This is a genomic window from Pseudoflavonifractor sp. SW1122 (assembly GCF_012027765.1).
Taxonomy (GTDB): domain Bacteria; phylum Bacillota; class Clostridia; order Oscillospirales; family Oscillospiraceae; genus Enterenecus; species Enterenecus faecium.
Map to the genome: position 1 here is coordinate 1 of NZ_SJOS01000017.1, position 23,641 is coordinate 23,641.

The window sequence follows — 23,641 nt, forward strand, 5'->3', positions numbered from 1 at the left end:
AAAAAGCGGAAGCAACCGAAGTTGCTTCCGCTTTTCATATCGCTGGTTTCCCGTGCTGCAATTAGTCGGTGACGTAGGGCAGCAGCGCCACGTGACGGGCACGCTTGATGGCCTCGGTCAGCTGACGCTGATGCATAGCGCAGGTGCCGGTGGTGCGGCGGGGCAGGATCTTGGAGCGCTCGGACAGGAAACGCTTGAGCTTGGCAGCGTCCTTGTAGTCGATGTGCTCCACCTTGTCCACGCAGAAGGCGCAGACCTTGCGGCGCTTGCGGTTGCCGCGGGGCTTCACATTATCCATAGCCATAATGGCAGACCTCCTTACTTATGATGGGCCCTATTTAGAAGGGCAGATCGCCGTCGTCATCGGCCAGCTCAGCGAACTGGTCGGCGCCGGCAGGAATCCCGTAATCCACGGGAGCGGGGGCGGCGGGACGGCTGAAGCTGCCGCCGCTCTCGCCGTCCCGCTTGGAGTCGCCGAAATACACGTTGTCGGCAACCACCTCAGCAGAGCGGCGCTTGCCGCCGTCCCGATCCGTCCAATCACGAATCTGAAGGCGGCCCTCCACCACGGCCATACGGCCCTTGGCGAAGTACTTGGATACGAATTCAGCAGTGTTGCGCCAAGCCACGACATCAATGAAGTCGGTGGTCTTTTCGCCACTGTCACGACTCTTGAAATCACGATCCACAGCCAGAGAGAAGGACGCCACTGCGGTGCCGCTCTGGGTGTGTCTCAGCTCAGGGTCACGGGTCAGACGGCCCATGAGGATGATTCGGTTGAGCATGTGCAACCCTCCTCAGGCTTCCTTGCTGACGATGATGGAGCGCATGATGCCGGTGTTGATGCGCATCAGACGGTCCAGCTCAGCGGGGAATGCGGGATCGGCGGTGAAGCTCATCAGGACGTAGTAGCCCTCAGCCAGATCGTCGATCAGGTAAGCCAGCTTGCGCTTGCCCCACTCATCCACCTCAGTCACAGTACCGCGGCTCTCAGCCAGGGTCTTGAACTTAGCCACCAGAGCGGCAGTCTCCTCCTCGCCCAGGTTGGGGTTGATGATGTAGAGCACCTCGTAGTTACCAGTCACTTTTGCCATAACTTTTGCACCTCCTTACGGACATATGGCCCCCGGATTTGCCGGAGGCAAGGATGTTGCCCGTCCTCTTGGACAGACTCATTAATTATATCGTATTTCTTCCGTTTGTCAAGTCTTTTTTCTCCACATTTTCCGGTTTTCTCGCTTCTCTACTCGGTTAGCTCGTTGTTTCGGTGAAGAAATGTACTTTTTTTGGCAAATAAACACGGGTCGATTTTTGTTTTGTTCAGTCGAATTTCCGGGTGAACAATTTGTGAACAAACTTTGAACTCGTTGGGCTGCAACGGATTCACCGTCCTTTTGTTCGGTGAACATTTTTTGTTCACCTATGTTTGTTCACTTTCTATAATTTGAACTTTTTATTCTTGTGTAGTATTTTTTCACAGTTTTCTTTGACGTGTTTTTGTTTTTGTAGTAAAATTTACCCGTTCGTCGGAAAATTTCCTTTCACGAGAATGCGGTTGCCCTGGGTTGGGTCATAATCCAGTGTCAGCAAATCCGAGGCCACTGCGGCAGCGGCCTTGGCCTTGTCCGCATTGGGGGCAGGCAACAGGGTGATCTGGGGTGGGAACAGTCCCGGGTCATCCAGGGAGCAGATAACGGCCAAGTCCTCTGGCGGGAACTGGCCGCACACCTCCACCCCCAGCAGGTCCCCCACCACCACACCTTTCCGGCCCTGGTGGGCCTCCAGGAAGGCAGACAGGGACTGGGTGCCGTCGTGGAAGAACACGTCCTGTGGGGCAAAGCCCTGGGAGAGCAGGGTCATGAGCTGACCGCTGCGCACCGGCTCGGCAACCAGGAACAGGTCTTCCCGGCCCAACCGGGTCTTGGCCTCCCCCATGAGGGACGGATAGTCCGGCAAAATCTTATAATAGAGAGGGTCGTCGTTGTCACAGTCCACGAAGATCATGGGCGTGACACAGGGAGGGTTCACATGGGCCACCGCCCGGCACCCGCCGTCCAGCACAAAGATGACGCTGGGCGACACCGCCAGAATCTTCCGCCAGTCCTCCACCAGGTCCCCCAGGCGTAAAATCACCGAGGGAATGCCCAGCTCCAGCAGTTGGGCCTCCAGCTGCATGGCCAGGTCGGTGAGGTGCAGCCGCCGCCCCACCGATTCCCCGTGGAGACGGGTGACCAAAATCGCCGCCCGGTTCTTCTTTCCCCGGGTGGTGCGGGTGGTGGGATAATTGAGCTGTTTGGCCGTATCAATAATACGCAGCCGGGTGGCACTGCTGATCTTCCCCTGCCCTGTGTGGTTGAGGGCATAGGACACCGTGGCCAGTGAACAGCCGCAGATCTTGGCAATCTGGCGCATGGACACTTTTTTCTCTCCCATAACACTTCCCCCTCCGGTCATATCAATGACCATCATATCAGAAAACCGCTAGGTTGAAAAGCACCATACCTTTCAAAAAGGAGCGAATCTCACCATGGAATTTCAAGCAAGACTCAATGCGATCATCAAGGAGCGTTACCGCAAGCCCCTGGCCAAGTGCACCAAGGGTCAGGTCTACCACGCTCTTCTCCAGCTCACCCAAGAGCTGTCCGCCCAGCGCCCTGCCCCGGACACCGGCCGCAAGCTGTACTACTTCTCGGCTGAGTTCCTCATCGGCAAGCTGCTGAGCAACAACCTGCTGGCCCTGGGTATCTTTGACCAGGTGTCCGCCCTGCTGGAGAAAAACGGCTTTACTTTGGCCGAGATCGAGGAGCAGGAGCCCGAGCCCTCCCTGGGCAACGGCGGTCTGGGCCGTCTGGCCGCTTGCTTTTTGGACTCCCTGGCCGCTCTGGGCCTGCCCGGCGACGGCGTGGGTCTGAACTACCACTACGGCCTGTTCCACCAGTACCTGCGCAATAACAAGCAGGAAGAGCAGCCCGATCCCTGGATTGAGGAGCAGGGCTGGCTCATCCCCACCGACGTCTCCTTCCCCGTCCAGTTCGGCAACCAGACCCTCAACGCTGTGATGTGGGACATCGCCGTGCCCGGCGCCAACACCGAGACTGCCAACCGCCTGCACCTGTTTGACGTGGAGAAGCCCGCCGCCGCTCCCGAGGACGGCATCGACTTTGACAAGGGCGACATCGCCCACCACCTCACCTCCTTCCTCTACCCCGACGACAGCGACGAGGCCGGACGGCTGCTGCGTGTGTATCAGCAGTACTTCATGGTGTCCGCCGGCGCTCAGCTGATTTTGAAGGAGCTGGACGAGAAGGGCATCTCCCCCTGGAACCTGTGCGAGCACGTGGCCATTCAGATCAACGACACCCACCCCTCTATGGTGCTGCCCGAGCTGACCCGCCTGCTGCTGGAGCGTGGCCTGTCCATGAACGACGCCCTTCACCAGGTGGCCCACGCCTGTGCCTACACCAACCACACCATCCTGGCCGAGGCCCTGGAGAAGTGGCCCATGAGCTACATCGAGCGGGTGGCTCCCCAGCTGGTGCCCATCATCCGGGAGATGGACCGCCGGGCCAAGTCCGTGTTCCCCGACCCCCGCATGGCCATCATCGACGACAAAGACGTGGTGCACATGGCCCACATGGACATCCACTACACCTACTCCACCAACGGCGTGGCCGCCCTGCACACCGAGATCCTCAAGACTTCGGAGCTCAAGCCCTTCGCCGACGTGTACAGCTACAAGTTCAACAACAAGACCAACGGCGTCACCTTCCGCCGCTGGCTGGAGGTGTGCAACCCCCGTCTGGCCTCCCTCATTGACGACTGCATCGGCGACGAGTGGCGTCGGGACGCCAGCCAGCTGGAGAACTTCGCCACCTTCGTCCGGGACCCCAAGGTGCTCAGCGCCATGCTGGACATCAAGGACTACAACAAGCAGCAGCTGGCCAAGGTCCTCAAGCAGCGCCAGAACGTGGAGGTGGACCCCCAGTCCATCTTTGACATCCAGGTCAAGCGCCTCCACGAGTACAAGCGCCAGCAGATGAACGCCCTGTACGTCATCAAGAAGTACCTGGACATCAAAAACGGCATCCTGCCCACCCGTCCCATCACCGTGATTTTCGGCGCCAAGGCCGCCCCCGCCTATGTCATGGCCAAGCATATCATCCACCTCATCCTCTGCCTGCGCCAGCTCATTGAGTCCGATCCCCAGGTGCGCCCCTGGCTGCGTGTGGTGATGGTGGAGAACTACAACGTCAGCTGGGCCGAGAAACTCATCCCCGCCTGCGACATCTCCGAGCAGATCTCCCTGGCCTCCAAGGAGGCCTCCGGCACCGGCAACATGAAGTTCATGGCCAACGGCGCTGTCACCCTGGGCACCATGGACGGTGCCAACGTGGAGATCGCCCAGCTGGTGGGCCGGGAGAACATCTACACCTTCGGCGCCTCCAGCGACCGGGTCATCCAGATGTACGCCCAGCACAGCTATCACCCCCAGGAGTTCTACAACCGTCCCTGGGTCAAGGAAGTGGTGGACTTCATCGTCTCCCCCACCCTGGTGGCTCTGGGCGACGAGACCTGCCTGCGGGCTCTGTGGAATGACATAAAGACCAAGGACTGGTTCATGGCCCTGCTGGACGTGGAGGAGTACACCGCTGTGCGCAGCCGCCTGCTCAGCGACTACGAGGACCGCACCGAGTGGTCCAAGAAGATGCTCATCAACACCGCCAAGAGCGGCTTCTTCTCCAGCGACCGTACCATCGCCCAGTACAACCACGACATCTGGCACCTGAACTGAGCTGACGCTCGGCAAAGAAGTCCACGGACTTCTTTGCCAGGGGTTCGCATGACGGATGGGGCTCGATTTCTGACAAAAAAGTCACCCCATCCGCCATGAGAAGTGTCATTTCCCATGCACATGTCCTGGAACATGACGTTATTTCAATTGATTCCGCCACCTGCGGGTGGCGGAACTCTGCGAGGCCCCTGATCAGGCAAGCTTTCTGCATAAAAAATCCCGCTCCAATTCAGGAGCGGGATTTTTTCGGTTTGGGATGTTTTTAGCCCTTGAGGCTCTCGGCCCAGGCGGCGTACCGCTCCACCTTGGCGGCGCAGTCGGCCTGGCTCTCGCCACGGGCCAGGATGTACACCTTCACCTTGGGCTCGGTGCCGGAGGGACGGACGATGACGGAGGTGCCGTCCACCAGCTCGTAGCGCAGCACGTTGGAGCCGGACAGCTCCATGGTGGTGCGGTCGCCGGTGGCGGCGTCCACCACGCTGCCGTCCTTGTAGTCCTTCCACTGGGCCACGGCGGTGCCGCCCACTTCCTTGGGGGGATTGGCACGCAGGTCGGCCATGAGCTGGGCCATCTTCTTCAGGCCGTCCAGACCGGGCATCACCAGGTTCATGGTGCGCTCGCCGAAGTGGCCGTACTTCTCATACAGACCCTGGAGGGCATCGTACAGGGTCATGCCCTGGCCGGCATACCAGGCGGCCATCTCGGTGAGGGCCACGGAGGCGGTGACGGCGTCCTTGTCCCGGACGAAGCTGCCCAGCATGTAGCCGAAGGACTCCTCGTAGGACATGATGACGTTGCCCTCGCCGGAGCTCTCCAGCTGGTCCTTCTTCTCGGCCAGGAACTTGAAGCCGGTGAAGGTATCAAAGCACTTCAGGCCGTTGTCCTCGGCCACCTTGCGGGCCATCTCGGTGGTCACCAGGCTCTTGAGGGCCACGGGGTTGGCGGGCATCTTGCCGGTGCGGGTCTTGGCACCGATGAGGTAGTCCAGCAGCAGCACGCCAGTCTGGTTGCCGCTGATGACCACGAAGTCGTCGTCCTTGGTGCGCACCATGATGCCCACACGGTCGGCGTCGGGGTCAGAGCCCAGAATGAAGTCGGCGCCCTCCCGCTTGGCAATGTCCACGGCCAGGGCGAAGCCCTCGGGATTCTCGGGATTGGGGGAGACCACAGTGGGGAAATCCCCGTCGATGATCATCTGCTGGGGCACGCAGATCACGTGCTTCATACCCAGACGGCGCAGAGCCTCGGGAATCAGCTTGTAGCCGGTGCCGTGGAAGGGGGTGTACACCATCTTGAAGGTGTCGGCCACAGCGTCCACTGCTCGCTGGTCGTTGACCTGCTCCATGACGTTGGCCAGGAACTTCTCGTCGGTCTCGGTGCCCATCAGAGTGATGCGGCCCTCGTCCAGAGCCTTCTTGTAGTCCATGGTCTTGACGCAGTCGAACACGTCCAGCTCCTGCATCTTGGCGGCCACCTTGTCGGCGGGGCCGGGAGGCAGCTGAGCGCCGTCAGACCAGTACACCTTGTAGCCGTTGTACTCCTTGGGGTTGTGGCTGGCGGTGATGTTGATGCCGGCGATGCAGCCGTACTCCCGGATGGCGAAGGACAGCTCGGGGGTGGGGCGCAGGGAGTCGAACAGGCGCACGGGGATGCCATTGGCAGCCATGACGCAGGCGGCCTCATGGGCGAAGAGCTCGGAGTTGTTGCGGCAGTCGTAGCACACGGCCACACCCTTGGCGGCGGCCTCGGGGCCCTCCTCCAAAATCACCTGGGCAAAAGCCTGGGTGGCGTGGCGCACCACATGTACATTCATCCGGTACAGGCCCACACCCATGGTGCCGCGGAGACCGGCGGTGCCAAAGCTGAGCTGGGAGAAAAAGCGGGATTCCATTTCCTTCTCGTCCCCGGCAATGGCGGTCAGCTCCGCCTTCTCCTCCTGGGACAGGGCCGGACTCTCCATCCAGCGCTGATATTGTGCCTTGTAATCCATGGTACAGTTCCTCCTTATATTCTCAATGTTGTTTAGAATGCAAAGTTGCCATCCACAAACACGGGAATCTCCTTCCCGTCCTGAGTGGTGCCCACAATGGACAGATCCTTGGTGCCCACCATGAAGTCCACGTGGTTCATGGACTGGTTGAGGCCCACAGCCTTCTGACCTGCCTCGTCCAGGTCCTCGCCGCCCTTGACGCAGTTGGGATAGGCGGAGCCAAAGGCCAGGTGGCAGGAGGCGTTCTCATCAAACAGGGTGTTGTAGAACAGGATGCCGCTGTTGCGGATGGGGGAGTCATAGGGCACCAGGGCCACCTCACCCAGATAGGAAGAGCCCTCGTCCATGCCCACAGAGTGGCGCAGGTACTCCTCGCCCTCCTCGGCGTGGACATTCACGATCTTGCCGTTTTCAAAGTCCATATAGAAATTCTTCACCAGGTTGCCGTTGAGGGCCAGAGGCATGGCGGCGTATACCCTGCCATTGACGCCGTCCCAGCGTGGGGCGGTGAAAATCTCCTCGGTGGGCATGTTGGCCACGAACTCCACGCCACGGGGGGTGTCCTCGCTGCCGCCCATCCACACGTGGTTGTCGGGGAGGGTGATGGTCAGGTCGGTACCCAGGGAGTTGGTGTAGTGCAAGGTCTTAAAGTTGTACTCGTTGAGCAGCTTGGCTCTCCGGGCCGTGGCGTCCACGTGGTCGCGCCAACGCTCCACGGCCTTGCCGTCCCCCGTGATGCGGCACACCGAGAAGATGGCCTCCCACAGAGCGTCAATGGCCTCCTCCCCCTTCTTGTCGGGGAACACCTTCTCCGCCCAAGCCTTGGTGGGGTGGGCTCCGATGGACCACTGGAACCGGTTGGCGCTGAGGGAGTCGTGCCACACCCGGGTGTTCTCTCCCTGTACCCGCTGCCAGGTCTGGATTCGGGTGGAGTCCACGCCCCGGAGCATCTCGGGGTCAGAGCCGATGATGGACAGAGCAGTGCAGCCCTCCTGCACCAGCCACTCGTACTTCTCCTTGAGGTAGTGGGGGAACTCCTCAAACACCTGGCTGTCCGCCTTCAGGTACCGCTCCCGGACGATGAAGTCGTCCCGCCAGTCCATGATCACGTCCTTGGCCCCACGGTCCAGGGCCACCTGGGCACACAGACGGGCCAGAGGCGCACACTCCACCGGGGCAGCCAGATTGACCATCTGGCCGGGCTGGATATTCAAGCCCACTTCTACCAAAAGATGGGCGTATTCTTCCAATTTTTCCTTAAAATTTGGAACCATAGGATAGGTTCTCCTTTCGCTGTGCATTTCCCCCAGAACGGGGATTTCAAAATACCTTAATATTATAACATCACATCAAAAAAAATACAAATCGGAAATTGCATTTTTTAGCGTGATGAAGTATAATCTTTTCTATCTTAACGTCTGGAGGAGCTGCGCCATGCTGAACACTGTGATTCCCGCAGGGTATTCCCCCTGTTTAAACCTATACGATACCCAAAAGGCCATCGGTCTTTTAAAGCGTCTGTTTGAGGACAATTTAGGCGGCGCCCTCCATCTGCGCCGGGTCTCCGCCCCCCTGTTTGTGGAGGCCTCCACCGGCCTCAACGACGACCTCAACGGCGTAGAGCGGGCGGTGTCCTTTGACATCCCCGACGCAGGCCGGGACGCCCAGGTGGTGCACTCTCTGGCCAAGTGGAAGCGTCTGGCCCTCCACCGCTATCAGTTCTCCGTGGGCGAGGGGCTGTACACCGACATGAACGCCATCCGCCGGGACGAGGACCTGGACAACATCCACTCCGTGTATGTGGACCAGTGGGACTGGGAGAAGGTGCTGGCCCCCCGGGACCGCAACGAGACCTACTTAAAGAACACCGTCACCACCATTGTGGCGGCCCTGGCAGACACCCAGTCCACCCTCCGGGCGGTCTATCCCCAGCTCACCCCCCTGCCCACCATCCAGCGGGAGGTGTCCTTTGTCACCGCCCAGGAGCTGGAGGACCTGTGGCCGGAGCTGTCCCCCAAGGAGCGGGAGAGCGCCTGGGTGAAGGACCACCCCACCACCTTCCTCATGGGCATTGGCGCCCCCCTGAAATCCGGCAAGCCCCATGACGGCCGTGCCCCCGACTACGACGACTGGAACCTAAACGGCGACCTGCTGGTTTGGAACTCGGTGCTGGAAAGCGCCTTTGAGATCTCCTCCATGGGCATCCGGGTCAGCCCCGAGTCCCTGGACCGCCAGCTCACCCTGGCCGGGTGCGACGACCGCCGGGAGCTGCCCTTCCACAAGATGCTCCTGGAGGGCAAGCTGCCCCTGACCATCGGCGGCGGCATCGGCCAGAGCCGGGTGTCCATGTACCTGCTGGGCAAGGCCCACATCGGCGAGGTCCAGGCCTCCGTGTGGGACCAGCAGACCCTGGAGGCCTGCCGGGACGCCGGGGTCATCCTGCTGTAAGAGGGAGGCGCTACCCATGAAAAAACTTGGTTTTGGCTGTATGCGCTTTCCCCTTCTGGATGCCGAGGACAACACCTCCATCGACTTCCCCCAGGTGTGCCAAATGGTGGACCTCTTCTTGGAGCGGGGCTTTACCTACTTTGACACCGCCTACTTCTACCACGGAGGCACCAGTGAGGAGACGGTGAACCGCTGCTTGGTGCAGCGGCACCCCCGGGACTCCTTCACCCTGGCCACCAAGCTGCCCCTGGCCAAGCTGAAAGAGGCCACACCCCAGGAGCAGGCCGACATGTTCCAGCTCCAGCTCAAGCGCTGCGGCGTGGAGTTTTTCGACTACTATTTGCTCCACTGCATTGACGACGAGAACTACGAGATCGCCCAGCGGCTGGACAGCTTCGCCTTTGTCCAGCAGAAGAAGGCGGAGAGGTACATCCGTCAGGCGGGCTTCTCCTTCCACGGCACCCCGGAACTGCTGGAGGAAGTGCTCACCCAGCACCCTGAGGTGGACTTTGTGCAATTGCAAATCAACTATCTGGACTGGGAGAACCCCAAGGTGCAGTCCCGCCGCTGCTACGAGGTAGCAGTGGCCCACCACAAGCCTGTGGTGGTGATGGAGCCGGTGAAGGGGGGCAAGCTGGCCAATCCCTCCCCCGCTGTGCGGGAGAGGTTCGCCGCCCTGGACCCCAACGCCTCCCCCTCCTCCTTTGCCATCCGCTTTGCCGCCTCTCTGGAGCACGTGTTTATGGTGCTCTCCGGCATGTCCTCCCTGGAGCAGGTGGCGGACAACACCGGGTATATGGCGGATTTCCGCCCCGTCACTCCCCAGGAGGTGGCGGTGCTGGAGCAGGCCGCCCAGCAAATTCAGGCAGACGGCACCATCCCCTGCACCGCCTGTTCCTACTGCACCGACGGCTGCCCCCAGCGCATTCCCATCCCCGCCCTGTTTGCCCTGTATAACCGGACTCTGGGCCAGCCCGGGCTTCCCCATAAGAAGGAGTACCGGGAGCTGTGCGCCCAGGGCGCACCCGCCTCGGCCTGTGTGGCCTGCGGCCAGTGCGAGGGAGCCTGTCCCCAGCACCTGGAGGTGGTGAACCAGCTCCAGCGTGTGGCCAACGTATTTGAACATTGACCCCAACGGGCCGCAAGTGCTTCTTGCGGCCCGTTTGTTTTCCACCTGTCCCGAAAAACAGGCCGCCTATTCCCAATTGGTAGACAACACCGCGGATTTTCCGTATACTCAAAGTACCAAGAGAAGGGAGGGAACGACATGAAAGTGGAAGTGCACATCGACCCCCAGCTGACCCAGACCCAGGTGGTCATCCACGCCCCCGCCCGCTCCCCCCAGGTGGAACAGCTGGTGCGCCAGTTGGAAGAGCTGACCGCCCCCTCCACCTTCACCGTCTTCCGGGACGGCGAGGCCCGGCTCCTTCCCCTCTCGGACATCCTCCGCTTTTACGCCGACGGCAAAGGGGTGTCCTGCCAGACCACCACGGGGACCTACACGGTGCGGGAGCGGCTGTATGAGCTGGAGGAAGCCCTGGCCGGGACCCGGCTGGTGCGGGTGTCCCACTCGGAGGTGGTGAACTTAAACCACGTCACCGCCCTGGACCTGTCCCTCACCGGCACCATCAAAATGACCCTGGCGGGCGGGACCATCGTGTATGTATCCCGGCGGTATGTGAAGAAGATCAAGCAAGCGCTGGACCTGTGAAAGGAGGGTGAACCATGCTCTTTGACGACAAAAAACAGGCGTTGTGCCGCATTGCCGTGGGGGCTGTGGCAGGGGTGGCCGTTCATGTCCTGTTGGGCTATGTATTGGGGACCCTGGGTTTCTTTGGGGACCGATTGGCCGCCGTGTTCTCCTCCCCCACCTGCTCTTTCCCCGCCCCCTTTGCAGGCTGGGGAATTCTGCTTTCCTATCTGCTCTTTGCCCTCCTGGGGGCGGAGATCGGGGTGTCCACCCTTCCCTTTGCCGATCATGGCCGCACCTTGGTTCTTCGCACCCTGGCCCACTTTGCCCTCATGGCCGCCACCGTGGCCCTGTGGGGCGGTCTGAACTTTGGCGGGGCGGGGGCTGCCTTCTGCCTGATCCTCCTGGCGTCCATCTATGTGCTGGTGTGGCTAGGCCGCTGGGTGGGCTGGTATGTGGAGGTGGCCGCCATTCGGGCCAAGCTGGGGCTGGCCCCCGGTCCCTCTCTCCTTCATTGGCGAGAAAGTCTTCCCTATCTGGTGTTTGCCTTGGGGCTGTGCTTGGGGCTGCCCGCTCTGCTGCGTCTGGTAGACCCCCAGGACGTGCCCGTCCTCTCCGGGGTGTATTTTCCCTTCCTGCTGCTGCCCATCGGCACCTTCTGCTCGGGGGTGTCCCTGGGGCATCGGCACGGCTTCTCTCCCCTGTATCCGGCGGCCTGCGCCCTGCTGTCTGTGGCGGCGGTGTTTCTGCTGTTCAACGGCTCCGCCCTCTTCCACGGGGGTATCTCCCTGGTGTGCGCCCTGGTGGGAAACGGGGTGGGAACTCTGCTGAAAAAGCGGGCCACACGGGAAAAGAACCCCTAGCTCCCCCCTCTTTTTTCCCTCAGCCCTTGCAAAATCTTCAGAAAATGGTATAATAGCCGCACGGCGGCTGTTATCAATTGCCGTTTTTCTTGCCCCTGACGGGACAACCGAAAAACCTGGCGTTGTACCATCAACGCCTTTGACACAACTCTTTGTGTTCGGATAGATCATTTGAGAATTGAGGGAAGTAGTATGGATCGCATCACCATTGCCTCCGTCTTTGCCGACAGCGAGAAGCTCTCCGGCCAGACGGTCACCGTCATGGGTTGGGCCCGCACCATCCGTGACATGAAAACCTTTGGATTTGTGGAGCTCAACGACGGCTCCTGCTTCAAGAATCTCCAGATCGTGCTGGACGCCAACGTCCTGGACAACTATAAGGAGATCACCGGCCAGAACGTGGGCGCTGCCCTCATCGTCACCGGCACGGTGGTGCTCACCCCCGAGGCCAAGCAGCCCCTGGAGATCAAGGCCGCCTCTGTGGCGGTGGAGGGCGTGTCCGCCCCCGACTACCCCCTGCAAAAGAAGCGCCACACCGTGGAGTATCTGCGCACCATTCAACACCTGCGTCCCCGCACCAACCTGTTTTCTGCGGCCTTCCGGGTGCGCTCTGTGGCTGCCCACGCCATCCACTGCTTCTTCCAGGACCGTGGCTTTGTGTACGTCCACACCCCCATCATCACCGCCTCCGACTGTGAGGGCGCCGGTGAGATGTTCCAGGTGACCACCCTGGACGTGAACAACCCGCCCCGCCTGCCCGACGGCAGCGTGGACTGGTCCCAGGACTTCTTCGGCAAGAAGGCCAACCTCACCGTGTCCGGCCAGCTCAACGCCGAGAACTTCGCCATGGCCTTCGGCTCTGTGTACACCTTCGGCCCCACCTTCCGGGCTGAGAACTCCAACACCCAACGCCACGCCGCCGAGTTCTGGATGATCGAGCCGGAGATCGCCTTTGCCGACCTCAACGACGACATGGACCTGGCCGAGGACATGATTCGCTATATCATCCGCACCGTGTTGGAGAAGTGCCCCGACGAGATCAACTTCTTCAACTCCTTCGTGGACAAGGGCCTGAAGGAGCGTCTGGAGCTGGTGGCGGGCTCCGAGTTTGGCCGTGTGACCTACACCGACGCCATCGAGATTTTGAAGAAGAACAACGACAAGTTCGACTTCAAGGTGGAGTGGGGCTGCGACTTGCAGACCGAGCACGAGCGGTACCTCACCGAGCAGGTGTACAAGAAGCCCGTGTTCGTCACCGACTACCCCAAGGACATCAAGGCCTTCTATATGCGCCTCAACGACGACGGCAAGACTGTGGCCGCTGCCGACTGCCTGGTGCCCGGCATCGGCGAGATCATCGGCGGCTCTCAGCGTGAGGAGCGCATCGAGGTGCTGGAGGAGCGGATGCACCAGCTGGGCTTGGACCCCAAGGACTACTGGTGGTACCTGGACCTGCGCCGTTACGGCTCCTGCCGCCACGCCGGTTTCGGCCTGGGCTTCGAGCGCATGGTGATGTACCTGACCGGCATCAGCAACATCCGGGACGTGGAGTTGCATCCCCGTACCGTGGGCAACGCTGAGTTTTAATTTAGATATGCACAAGGCACCCCCCGGACTGTGGAAGTCCGGGGGGTGCCTTGTTATGTCCTCCAGTTTGCCAAAGGCAATGTACCGTACTGATCTCTAAAATTGTTCAGCAGCCTATGCTCCCTTGCGTCTGCATCTATACAAACCTCATAGGTCAACATCAACCTTTCGGCGTGTTCAACTTGCCAGATTGCTCTGCCGCCTTTGTGGTTGACAGCTTCATCCCATCCATATTTTATGTACTGTCGGAGCCGTTGACGCAGCCCCCTTTTCCCACTGGCTTTTCCAATGTATAACACGGTTTTGTTTCCACACCTTCTGTATTTTTCTTGGAGAATATTCTCCCCATACAATGGTGCGTGCTGGTTAGGCGCAGTGGGTTGGAATTGTATGTCCATTCCCTGGGGAACACATACAAAATAGATGCCCGGTTGATCTGGAATATCTGCACATTCGGTATCGTGGAGCATCTCCAAAGTCCATGTGACCCCCATTGAGACATTTTCTATTTGTTTATTCAATCGTTCTTCCTCCAGCATCCAACTTCATTTTTCTTATTGGGAATTTCCGCTACGCCTACATTCTGTTCTGTTCTTGTCCGGATTCCCACCGTTCTAGGTCATTCGGGTTCCAGGGGCTTCATCAGCGTACAAAAGCCTCCCTCGGGGAGGGAGGTGGCGTCGCCGTAGCGGTGACGGAGGGAGCCTTGGGGTGCACCGCAGTCCATCCGCCTCCCTTGTGTAAAGGGAGGTGGCACGGCGTAGCCGTGACGGAGGGATTGACGGCTCCAGGGTAACGGGTCAACCCCTCAGACTCGTCGGTGCAGACTATGTGTCTCTCGCCTCGCCCCTGAGAGGCGGGGCAAGTCTCGCTCACGCCGTCGCACCTCCTCTCCCCACCGAACCCGCTTGCGCTGGGCTTCGGCGGGGCCCCGTAACGGGCAGACAGCTCCCCTTACACAGGGGAGCCTTTGGGCACGGCGCATCTGCCGTCAACGGGCGTAGGGGCCGTGGCTTGCCCGGCCCGTGGCTCCCCTGGCCTTGCCCTGGGGGATTCGGGAGGGGCAAGCCCCTCCCCTACCCACAGCAACACCGGAAATCCGGCAAAGCCCTCACGGCCTGCATTTTTCATTCTTCATTTATCATTATTCATTGCCCTTCATGTTCCAGTCCGGGATAAATTGCTCCCCCACCGCCTCCAGCTCCTGCACATAGCCCTGAATGCCCAGGGCGTCCATGTAGTTGCGGGCGGCTCTCAGCTCAGAGGGGCGAATGGTGCGCTGCAATTCCGGGAACTGCTCCAGATGCCCACATGGGGTGTACTGGGCCATGAGAGAAAACAGCACCTCCCCGGGGGCAAACTGCTCCGACACCCAGTCCATCACCCGCTTGGCCTCGGCAAGTCGTCCGGGGAGAATCAAATGGCGGATGACCACGCCCTTTTTCAATAGCCCATCCTCCAACTGCACGGGGCCCGTCTGGCGGAACATTTCCACAATGGCGGCCTTTGCGGTGGAAGGATAGTCCGGGGCGGCGGAGTACTTCTCCGCCAACTCCTCCGTCACATATTTCAGGTCGGGCAGGTACACGTCCACCTTCCCCTCCAGGCTTTTGAGAATTTCCACCCGCTCGTAGCCGCCGCAGTTGAACACCACGGGCAGATTACCGGGCATGGGACGGGCAAGCACCTTTTGCAGCACGTGGATGTACTGGGTGGGGGTGACCAGCTCAATGTTGTGGGCCCCCTCCCCCGCCAGCTTTTCAAAGAGGGCGTACAGCTCGTCCTCTGTCACTTCCTTGCCCTGGTTTTCGTGGCTGATGGGCCCGTTCTGGCAGAACACACAGCCCAGGGTGCAGCCGGAGAAGAACACCGTCCCCGCGCCTTGGGTGCCGGAAATACAGGGCTCCTCCCAGTGGTGCAGCTCCGCCCGGGCCACCTTCACCACGCTGGGCAGGCGGCACCAGCCCTTTCCCACCTCCGGGGTACGCTCCGCCCCGCACTGCCGGGGGCACAAATTGCAGATCATCTCGGAATCTCCTCCTTCACCACGTCCATCACCCCGGCAAAGGCGTTGGGCACAGCGTAAATGTCGGCAAGTTCCTGCCAGGTGCACCACACCCAGCCCTTTGGCAGCTGCTCCTCCTCCAGGCGCACCACCTGGGCGGTGAGGTGCCACTCCACATGAGAAAAGATGTGCCGGGCCACCCCGCCAAAGCGGCCCTGGGGCATGTCTCCCGTCCACTCCGGGGGCAGCCGCCCCTCCAGCTCATTGGGGAACTCCCATAGCCCCGCCAACAGCCCCTTGGGGGGACGCTGGCGCAGGGCCACGCGATGCTCGTGCACCAGCAGCCACACCGTCCGCTCCTCGATGCGCCGGGGGCGCTTGGGCGCCTTCACCGGGATGCGGCTCCAGCTGTCCTGGGCACAGGCCACGCAGAAGTCCCGGGCGGGGCACCGCTGGCACTGAGGCGCTCCGTTGGGCAGGCACACCGTGGCCCCCAGCTCCATCATGGCCTGGGTGAACTTGTCCGGGGCGTGGAGGGGGATAATGGGGCTGAGCTGGTCGGCGATGGCACGCTTGGTGGCCTGGGCGGTGATGTCCCGCTCATCTCCGTTGATGCGGGTGACCACCCGGAGGACGTTTCCGTCCACCGCCGGGACGGGCTGTTTGAAGGCGATGGAACAGATGGCCCCGGCGGTGTAGTCCCCCACCCCCTTCAAGGCCCGCACCTGTTCATACTGGGAGGGGAAGACGCCGCCATACTCCTCCATGATCTGCCGGGCGGCGGCCTGGAGGTTGCGGGCTCGGCTGTAGTATCCCAGCCCCTGCCACAGCTTCATGAGCCGCCCCTCTGGTACCTGGGCCAGAGCGGCCACGTCGGGCAGTTCCGCCATAAATCGGGCGTAGTAGTCCAGCACCGCCGCCACACGGGTCTGCTGGAGCATGATTTCCGACACCCACACGTGGTACGGGGTGGGGTCCTCTCTCCAGGGCAGGGTGCGGGCGTTGTCTCGGTACCACTCCAGAAGGGGGATGGGCAGTTGTTCGATGGGCAGCATGGGGTTACCTCCAGGTCAAAAATCTTTTCTAGTATATCACACTTCCCCGTCTCCCCTCAAGCGTCGGCACAGCTGGACAAATTGGGAAAAAATCACCGCTCCCTCCTGCCCCATCCGCTCGGGGTGGAATTGCACCGTCCACAGGGGCAGGGTGCGGTGCTCCATGGCCTCCACCACCTCCCCCTCAGACCAGGCGGTGGCCACCAGTCCCCGGCCCAGCTTGCCCAGGCCCTGGTGGTGATTGGAGTTGACGGTCCCCACCGCCCCATACCATGCGTCCATGCGGGAGCCCTTCCGGGTGCGCACCGGGTGGAGGCAATCCCCCTGGGGCTGTTGGTGGAAGGGGGCCAGGGTCTTGTCCAGGTTTTGTACCAGGTTGCCCCCCGCCCACACGTTGACTACCTGGTGGCCCCGGCAGATGCCCAATACCGGGCGGCGGGCGGCGGTGAAGGCGTCCAGCAGGGCCAGCTCTCGCCGGTCCCGGGGCAGGTCCATGTCCCGGGACCCCCGGTTCAACGAGTGGAAACAAGATGGGTGGATATCGCCGCCCCCGGCCAGAATGAGGCCGTCATAGCGCAGGTCCGGCTGGGGCAGATACACGGCGCTGCCCTGGCCCCCGGCCCGCTCCACCGCCTCCAGATAGTTGGAGGCATCCCCGCCCCCGGTGGAAATCAAAATGGAAACCTTCACGTTTTCTTCCCCCTCCTTGCCCATAACCAACCAAACACTGAAAGCCCCTGCATAAGCAGCACGGCCACATAGAGCAGCGTGCCCACCGCCACGCACACCACGCAGGTGGTGCCCAGCCACACCCCGGCCCCCAGCAGCCATTGAAACAGCAGCCGACACCACAGCCCCACCAGCACCGCCGACAGCACCGGGCGGACAAACCAGGCGTACAGCCGCAGGCGGAGCCCGGTGGCGTGGAGCACCGAGGCCAGGTTCATCCCCATCCCCACCAGGGAGGAGAGGACGAAGCCCACCACAAAGCCCCGCAGCCCCCAGGTGGACACCGTGCCATAGGTAAAAGCCAGCTGCACCACGTCGCTGGCAATGGCGTTTCTGGCCCCCCTGCCCTGAAGTCCCAGGCCGTTGAGGGCGCCCCCCAACACCGACTGCACACAGGTCATCAGGGTGCCCACTGCCAGCGGCAGGATGTACTCCCCCACCCGCTGCTGCTGGAACAAGAGCTGACCCACAGTGGGGCCCATCACCACCAGCAGCGCCATACAGGGGGCCATGAGCAGCATGGTCACTGACATGATGCGGTTTAAAAATCCCGCCGCCACACGGGCGTCCCCGTGGGCGGTGCGCCGGGACAGGTCGGGCACCATGGTCAAGCACAGCGCCCCGATAAACCCAGTGGGCAAGGCCAACAGGGGCATGGTCATGCCGCACAGGACACCGAAGGCGGACATGGCCGCCCCGGACTCCATGCCCCCCTCCACCAGCTTGGCGGGGATGAGCACCGCATTGGCCGAGCCCAAGATGGTGCCCAGCACGGAGGTGAGGCCCACAGGGATGGCGATGGACCACAGGCCCTTTGCCACCGACGGGTCCCGGGCCAGACCCCGGGGGCGTGTGCGCTGAAAGAGCACCACCAGGGACACGGCGGAAAACACCTCGCAGATAACCATACCCAGCACAATGAGGCCCACAGTGCGCTCCTGGTTTTGGGGCAGCAGCCACACCAGCAGGCCCAGCACTGCCCCGGCCCGCACCAGCTGCTCCATGGTCTCCACGGTGGCGGGGATGCGCACCCGCCCGGTACCGTAAAAACAGTGCTTATGCAGGTTCTCCACCCCGGTGAGGAGGACGCAGGGCACCAACAACACAATGCCCAGCCGGGTGCGGGCATCCCCCAGCAGATACACGGAAATGGGGTCCGAGCACCACACGATCACCGCCCCCAGGGGGACGGCCAGGAGGAAGAAGCGGCGCAGGCCCGCCCCCAACACCTGGGTCACCCCCGCCTCGTCTCCCAGGGCGTGGCACCGGGCGGCACGGGTGGACACCGCCACCGTCAGGCCCACCGCCGTCACCGACATAAACATGGAGTACACCGGCATCACCAGCTGATACAGCCCCATGGTCTCCGCCCCAATGAGCCGGGAGAGCATCATCCGGTATAAAAAGCCCACCACCTGGGCAAACAGCCCGGTGGCGGTGAGCAGCAGCGTCCCCGACCACATGGCGCTCAAAACAAATCCCCCCTTCTCATAGCGTTTCCATTCTATGAGAAAGGGGGATTTTTCATGTGAACTTTTTTCCATTTCGCCGCATAGGATAGCGAAAAGGGGGTAGATGCATGGACCAGCCCACCAGACCAGACCGGAGTGCCGATTCCGACTTTTCCTTTCTGATGGCGGTGCTGGTGGCCGCCCTGTTGGCAGTGCACACCCTATACCGGGCCGAAGCAGGACAAACCACCGGGTTTTATCCCTTGCGCTGCGGCGAGACCGCCCTCACCCTGGGCAGCTCCGGGTTCTTTCTCACCCAGACCCTCAAGGCCCTAAACGAGACAGACCCCGCCAACGCCCCAGAGCTATGTGCCGCCCAGTGGGAGGTGATGGCGGCGGGGCTTCTTTTGATTGCCGCCTTCCTTCAGTTTGAGCTGGTGCAATACCGCAGGCGCACCGGGCAGCTGCCTGACATTTTTACAGCTTCTTGAGCCGACCCGCTGCCCGGAGGATGGAGGCCACCGTCTTGCTGTCCTCCAGGCGGCCGTCAATGGCCATCTCCACTGCCTCAGACAGGGGCATCTTCACCCGCTCCAGGAACTCATCCTCGTCAGGGTGCATCTGGCCAAAGGTGAGGCCACGGGCCAGGTACACGTGCTGGAGCTCGTCGCAGAAACCGGGGGTGGGCAGCATCTCACCCATGGGAATCCACTCCCGGGCCTCGGCGCCGATCTCCTCGCTGAGCTCCCGCTTGGCCGCCTCAAAGTGGTCCTCGCCGTACTCCAGCTTGCCGGCGGGCACCTCCAGGAGCACCTTGGCATAGGGGTAGCGGTACTGGCGCACCAGGTAGATGTTGTCCTCATCGTCAATGGGCACCATGACCACGGCGCCGGGGTGGCGGATGACCTCCCGCCAGGAGGTACGGCCGTTGACCAGCTCCACCGTATCGTAGTGGACCTTCAGAAGGCCGCCGTCATACACCAGCTTGCTGGTGAGTGTTTTTTCCATGAGTTCCATACCACAAGACCTCCTTGTCTCATTTCCCTGAGTATAGCACACTTTTCTCCCCATTGCCATAGGAGGAAAAAACTTGTATAATGACTTTATCACACTAGAGAAACGACGAGGTGTTTTCCATGGAACTCTCCCATGTTCATATCTGTCTGTCCACCCTCTCCGTCTACCGGGACCTACTGGACCAGCCGGTGACGGTGGCTCTGTCCAAGCTGTCCCAAGCTCTGGAGGCGGGGGACGGCCTGACCGCCGCCCAGTGCTACAGCCAGCTCTTCTATGAGATGCAGCGCTCCAGCAGTCCCAGCCTGGGCCACTGGCTCTATGAGGCTCTGCGCTGGTCCCAGGGGCCCTACCCCACCGCCATAGCAAAGGGGGAGTGCCCGGAGCACCTGGAATATGCCGCCCAGCTGGACATTGACACGCTGCGGGCCGTCAGCGCCATTCCCAGTCAGCAGTGGCTGGACGCTGTAGCCCAGGCCACTCCGGCCCAACTGCGCCCCTGGCTTTCCAAGCTGCTCCCCTGGCCCGACGAGGCCACCCTCTCCCTGTACCTGGCCCCCCTGCGCCAGGCCTACCTCCAGGAGGGTGTGGGCCCCCTGGCCCGGCACAAGGCCTTTGTGTGGGAGGACGGTACCCTCGTCCCGGTGCCCCACCCGGACTGTCCCACCAGCGAGCAGCTCATGGGCTACGAGCACCACCGCAATCAGGTGGTGCAGAACACCCGGGCGCTGCTGGCGGGAAAGTACGTCAACAACGTGCTGCTCTACGGCGAGAGCGGCACCGGAAAGTCTGCCACCGTCAAGCACCTGCTCACCCTGCCGGGGATGGAGCAGCTGCGCCTCATCGAGGCAGACAAGGAGAACCTGTCCGGCCTGCCCGCCCTCATCCGCTCTCTGGAGGGGCAGCCCTTGAAGTTTATCATCTTCATTGACGACCTCACCTTTGACCGGGACGACCCCACCTACTCGGTGCTGAAAACCATTTTGGAGGGCGGCGTGGAGCGTCGGCCCCAGAACGTGGCCATCTACGCCACCTCCAACCGCCGCCATCTGGTGCGGCAGACCATTTCGGAGCGGGCGGGGGACGAGATGGACCGCAACGAGACCATCCGGGAGAAAACCTCTCTGGCCGACCGCTTCGGCCTGCGCATCCTGTACCAGGGCCTGAGCCGGGGCGAGTTCTTGGACCTGGTAGACCTATTTGCCGCCCAGCACGGGTGCACCCTGCCCCAGGAGCAGCTCCACCAGCAGGCCATCGCCTGGGAGCGGCACCATGGGTCCACCACACCCCGGACGGCACTGCAATTTGTGCTGTCCCTGTGAGGAAAAGACCTCCACAACCGGGAAGCCGGTTGTGGAGGTCTTTTATCATCCGATGGTGTCCCGAATCTGGGCCATCACCTGGTCCGTCTCGTATTTCAGCTCGGCGGCGGACATGCGCTGGGCCCCGTGGCCCAGAATGATCATCTGCTCCAGGCCGTCGGAGGTGGCCACCCGCACCCGGTTGTCCCGGCTGAGCTGGTAGGTAGTACGCTCAATGTACATGTCGGCGGTCTCCGCCTCCTTGGTGTACACCACGTACAGGTCCCCCAGCTGTTCCACCGCTCCTTTGCCGCCCTTGACCTTGTAGGCGTCAAAGACCACGATGACCTGGCAGCCCCGCCAGCTCTGGTAGTTGCGCAGCAGGTCAATGAGCTTGGCTCGTGCCCCGTCCAAATCCTCTCGGGCCAGGGCGGACAGGTCTTCCCAGGCGTGGATGATGTTGTACCCATCCACCAGCAGGTAGTCCTTCCCCGTCCGCTGTTTCAGCCCCTTCCAGGGCCGCTCCTTGGGCTTGGTGGTGGCCTTTACCGAGTGGAAGGCCCGGGGCTTCACCGCCCCATAGGTGCGGGCGAAGATCTCCTCCAGCTCCTTGTCCAGGGCCACCTGGGAGGCGTAGCCCCGCTGGAACTGGGGGGCAGGCTGGGCCTTGCGGGCCCGCTCCTCCTCTGGCAGCCAGCCGCTGTCCACATGCATGTGGGATCGCACCTCATTCCAGGGCACGTGCACCCCCGCCCCGTGGTCACAGAACACCGAGCCCGAGGGGTTGTCCACATCCCGGTCTGGGTCGTAGCCCCGCTCCTCCACCACTTGCTGGGTGTTGTGGCAGGGGCGGTATCCGTCCAGGCGGCAGGAGAACCGGCCTCGGCCCTGGGTATAGGCGGCCACCTGGCTCCAGTAGTCCCCCACCTCGGACACAGGCAGGGACCCGGTGAGCACCGCCGTCTCCCCTCGCATCTGGGGGCCCTCAAACTCGCCGCACATGCGCTGCACGTCGGTCATGGCCCGGCCCACGCTCTCCCCCGGCACCTCCAGGCGGAAGGTGTACCAGGGCTCCAGCAGGATGGTCTCCCCCATCATCAGACCCTGGCGGATGGCCCGGTAGGTGGCCTGGCGAAAGTCGCCTCCCTCGGTGTGCTTCAAGTGGCCCTTGCCCGTCAGCAGGGTCAGCTTCAAATCGGTGATGGGAGACCCGGTGAGCACGCCCACATGCTGACGCTCCACCAGGTGGGTGAGAATGAGCCGCTGCCAGTTGCCGTCCAGCACGTCCTCGGAGCACACGGTGTCAATTTGCAGCCCCGCCCCCCGCTCCAGGGGCTCCAGGAGCAGGTGCACCTCGGCGTAGTGGCGCAGGGGCTCAAAGTGGCCCACACCTTCCACAGGCTTGGCCAAGGTCTCCAGGTAGACGATGCTGCCGGGGCCGAAGGTGACATCCAGCATGAAGCGGCGGCGCAGCTCCCGCTCCAGAACCTCCCGGTGCACCTGGCCCATGAGCTTCACCCGCACCTGCTCTGTGTTTGGCTCCCACTCCACTTGCAGCTGGGGGTCCTCCTCCTCCAGGCGGCGCAGCCGCTCCAGCAAGGTGGAGGCGTCCACCCCCTCCGGGGGAATCACCTGATAGGAGAGCACCGGCTCCAGCCGGGGGCCGGTCCAGTTCTCCTCTGCCCCCAGGCCCTCCCCCGCCGTGGTGTGGGTGAGCCCGGTCACGGCGCACACCGTCCCGGCGGGGGCCACGTCCACCGCGGTGAATTTGGCCCCGGAGTAGAGGCGAATCTGGTTGACCTTCTCCTCCCAGTTGGGTCCGTGGAGCACCTCTCGCACCCGCATCTGGCCTCCGGTGACTTTCAGCCAGGTAAGCCGCTCACCCCGCTCGTCCCGGGTGATTTTAAAGACCCGGGCCCCGAAGTCTTGGGGCCACTCCGGTTCCAGAGTATAGGCCTCAATGCCGTCCAGCAGCTCCTCCACCCCCTCCACTTGGAGGGCGGAGCCGAAGTACACCGGGAACAGCTGCCGCTGCACCACCAGAGCCGCCAGCTCCTCCTGGGTAAATTCCTCCCCGGACAGGTACCGCTCCATGAGCTCCTCGCTGCACAGAGCTGCCCCTTCCCCTCGGGCCTCCGGGTCTGTCATATCCACAAAGCCGTGGCCCAGCCGCCCCTCCAGCTGTTTGAGGATGGCGGCTTTGCCCTGGTTGGGCTGGTCCATCTTGTTGACAAAGAGAAAGACGGGCACCCCCGCCTCCTCCAGCAGCTGCCACAGGGTTTCGGTGTGGCCCTGGACCCCGTCGGCGGCACTGACCACCAGGATGGCGCAGTCCAGCACTTGCAGAGCCCGCTCCGTCTCGGCGGAGAAGTCCACGTGCCCCGGGGTATCCACCAGGGTCAGCTCCAAGTCCCCCCGGCGCAAGATGGCCTGTTTGGCGTAGATGGTGATGCCCCGCTCCCGCTCCAGCTCCTGGGTGTCCAGAAAGGCGTCCCCGTGGTCCACCCGGCCCAGGTGACGTATATTGCCCGTCAAATAGAGCATGGCCTCGGTGAGGGTGGTTTTCCCGGCGTCCACGTGGGCCATGATTCCAGTTGTCAATCGTTTCATGTTGGGTATTCCCCCTGCGTTTGGTTCTCCATTCAGAGTACCCGATTTTTCCCCCTCTTGCAAGGAAAAAATTGCCCTGGGCTTTGCGCCCAGGGCAATTTTTGAG

General features: G+C 62.1%; 21 protein-coding genes. 8 read left to right on the forward strand and 13 right to left on the reverse strand.

The genetic code is table 11. The features are described from left to right. Nucleotides 1-61: 61 nt before the first annotated feature. From rpsR to E0L15_RS05765, 4 genes are all read right to left on the reverse strand, one after another. Entirely contained in the window at nucleotides 62-304 is a 243-nt protein-coding gene (gene rpsR, locus E0L15_RS05750) for a 30S ribosomal protein S18 (RefSeq protein WP_087231883.1), read from the reverse strand. Nucleotides 305-338: 34 nt separating this feature from the next. Further along, nucleotides 339-785 carry a single-stranded DNA-binding protein gene (gene ssb / locus E0L15_RS05755; protein WP_087231880.1) on the reverse strand — a complete coding sequence of 149 codons (447 nt, stop codon included), beginning with the start codon at nucleotides 783-785 and terminating at the stop codon, nucleotides 339-341. Between the two features lie 12 nt (nucleotides 786-797). Beyond that, complete coding sequence (rpsF, locus tag E0L15_RS05760; protein WP_087231877.1) at nucleotides 798-1,094, reverse strand: 30S ribosomal protein S6; 297 nt, start codon at nucleotides 1,092-1,094, stop codon at nucleotides 798-800. Between the two features lie 421 nt (nucleotides 1,095-1,515). Continuing rightward, nucleotides 1,516-2,433 carry a LacI family DNA-binding transcriptional regulator gene (locus E0L15_RS05765; protein WP_168124876.1) on the reverse strand — a complete coding sequence of 306 codons (918 nt, stop codon included), beginning with the start codon at nucleotides 2,431-2,433 and terminating at the stop codon, nucleotides 1,516-1,518. 94 nt (nucleotides 2,434-2,527) lie between these two features. On the opposite strand from E0L15_RS05765, the gene E0L15_RS05770 reads away from it, so the two are divergent. Further along, complete coding sequence (locus tag E0L15_RS05770) at nucleotides 2,528-4,792, forward strand: glycogen/starch/alpha-glucan phosphorylase (protein WP_168124877.1); 2,265 nt, start codon at nucleotides 2,528-2,530, stop codon at nucleotides 4,790-4,792. A gap of 262 nt (nucleotides 4,793-5,054) precedes the next feature. Here the strand turns inward: E0L15_RS05770 and E0L15_RS05775 are convergent, their stop codons facing one another. Together E0L15_RS05775 and E0L15_RS05780 are read right to left on the reverse strand one after the other, a co-directional pair. Next, nucleotides 5,055-6,782 (reverse strand): phospho-sugar mutase, encoded by a 1,728-nt coding sequence (locus tag E0L15_RS05775; protein WP_087391496.1) that lies wholly within the window; start codon nucleotides 6,780-6,782, stop codon nucleotides 5,055-5,057. A gap of 32 nt (nucleotides 6,783-6,814) precedes the next feature. Beyond that, nucleotides 6,815-8,056: an aminopeptidase gene (locus tag E0L15_RS05780; protein ID WP_168124878.1), complete on the reverse strand. Its 1,242-nt coding sequence runs from the start codon at nucleotides 8,054-8,056 to the stop codon at nucleotides 6,815-6,817. Nucleotides 8,057-8,216: 160 nt separating this feature from the next. On the opposite strand from E0L15_RS05780, the gene asnA reads away from it, so the two are divergent. From asnA to asnS, 5 genes are all read left to right on the forward strand, one after another. Then, entirely contained in the window at nucleotides 8,217-9,230 is a 1,014-nt protein-coding gene (gene asnA / locus E0L15_RS05785) for an aspartate--ammonia ligase (protein ID WP_087231862.1), read from the forward strand. Between the two features lie 16 nt (nucleotides 9,231-9,246). Next, nucleotides 9,247-10,359, forward strand: coding sequence for an aldo/keto reductase (locus tag E0L15_RS05790; protein WP_168124879.1), 1,113 nt, complete (start codon nucleotides 9,247-9,249; stop codon nucleotides 10,357-10,359). 138 nt (nucleotides 10,360-10,497) lie between these two features. Beyond that, on the forward strand, nucleotides 10,498-10,941 hold the full coding sequence (locus E0L15_RS05795) for a LytTR family DNA-binding domain-containing protein (RefSeq protein ID WP_168124880.1): 444 nt from the start codon (nucleotides 10,498-10,500) through the stop codon (nucleotides 10,939-10,941). Nucleotides 10,942-10,955: 14 nt separating this feature from the next. Continuing rightward, nucleotides 10,956-11,783: a DUF3021 family protein gene (locus tag E0L15_RS05800; RefSeq protein ID WP_168124881.1), complete on the forward strand. Its 828-nt coding sequence runs from the start codon at nucleotides 10,956-10,958 to the stop codon at nucleotides 11,781-11,783. 192 nt (nucleotides 11,784-11,975) lie between these two features. Next, nucleotides 11,976-13,370: an asparagine--tRNA ligase gene (asnS, locus tag E0L15_RS05805; RefSeq protein WP_087391508.1), complete on the forward strand. Its 1,395-nt coding sequence runs from the start codon at nucleotides 11,976-11,978 to the stop codon at nucleotides 13,368-13,370. A gap of 53 nt (nucleotides 13,371-13,423) precedes the next feature. On the opposite strand, the gene E0L15_RS05810 is transcribed toward asnS, so the two are convergent. From E0L15_RS05810 to E0L15_RS05830, 5 genes are all read right to left on the reverse strand, one after another. After that, complete coding sequence (locus E0L15_RS05810) at nucleotides 13,424-13,891, reverse strand: hypothetical protein (RefSeq protein ID WP_168124882.1); 468 nt, start codon at nucleotides 13,889-13,891, stop codon at nucleotides 13,424-13,426. 623 nt (nucleotides 13,892-14,514) lie between these two features. After that, nucleotides 14,515-15,396, reverse strand: coding sequence for a radical SAM protein (locus E0L15_RS05815; protein WP_168124883.1), 882 nt, complete (start codon nucleotides 15,394-15,396; stop codon nucleotides 14,515-14,517). Continuing rightward, nucleotides 15,393-16,430, reverse strand: a complete 1,038-nt coding sequence (gene mutY / locus E0L15_RS05820; RefSeq protein ID WP_168124884.1) for an A/G-specific adenine glycosylase — start codon at nucleotides 16,428-16,430, stop codon at nucleotides 15,393-15,395. The genes E0L15_RS05815 and mutY overlap by 4 nt, the downstream gene beginning before the upstream one ends. Before the next feature lie 36 nt (nucleotides 16,431-16,466). After that, nucleotides 16,467-17,120, reverse strand: coding sequence for a gamma-glutamyl-gamma-aminobutyrate hydrolase family protein (locus tag E0L15_RS05825; protein WP_168124885.1), 654 nt, complete (start codon nucleotides 17,118-17,120; stop codon nucleotides 16,467-16,469). Then, a complete protein-coding gene (locus tag E0L15_RS05830; RefSeq protein ID WP_168124899.1) occupies nucleotides 17,117-18,622 on the reverse strand; it encodes an oligosaccharide flippase family protein in 1,506 nt (501 codons plus the stop codon). Before E0L15_RS05830 ends, E0L15_RS05825 begins: the two co-directional genes overlap by 4 nt. 116 nt (nucleotides 18,623-18,738) lie before the next feature. On the opposite strand from E0L15_RS05830, the gene E0L15_RS05835 reads away from it, so the two are divergent. Beyond that, a complete protein-coding gene (locus E0L15_RS05835; protein ID WP_168124886.1) occupies nucleotides 18,739-19,101 on the forward strand; it encodes a hypothetical protein in 363 nt (120 codons plus the stop codon). Here E0L15_RS05835 and E0L15_RS05840 read toward each other — a convergent pair. Next, nucleotides 19,088-19,627 (reverse strand): NUDIX hydrolase, encoded by a 540-nt coding sequence (locus E0L15_RS05840; protein ID WP_168124887.1) that lies wholly within the window; start codon nucleotides 19,625-19,627, stop codon nucleotides 19,088-19,090. The genes E0L15_RS05835 and E0L15_RS05840 overlap by 14 nt on opposite strands. 119 nt (nucleotides 19,628-19,746) lie before the next feature. Between E0L15_RS05840 and E0L15_RS05845 the strand changes: the two genes are divergently transcribed. After that, on the forward strand, nucleotides 19,747-20,946 hold the full coding sequence (locus tag E0L15_RS05845) for an ATP-binding protein (RefSeq protein ID WP_168124888.1): 1,200 nt from the start codon (nucleotides 19,747-19,749) through the stop codon (nucleotides 20,944-20,946). Nucleotides 20,947-20,991: 45 nt separating this feature from the next. On the opposite strand, the gene E0L15_RS05850 is transcribed toward E0L15_RS05845, so the two are convergent. Continuing rightward, the gene (locus tag E0L15_RS05850) at nucleotides 20,992-23,535 is read right to left on the reverse strand and encodes a TetM/TetW/TetO/TetS family tetracycline resistance ribosomal protection protein (protein WP_168124889.1); all 2,544 of its coding nucleotides are present in this window, start codon (nucleotides 23,533-23,535) and stop codon (nucleotides 20,992-20,994) included. Nucleotides 23,536-23,641 lie beyond the last annotated feature (106 nt).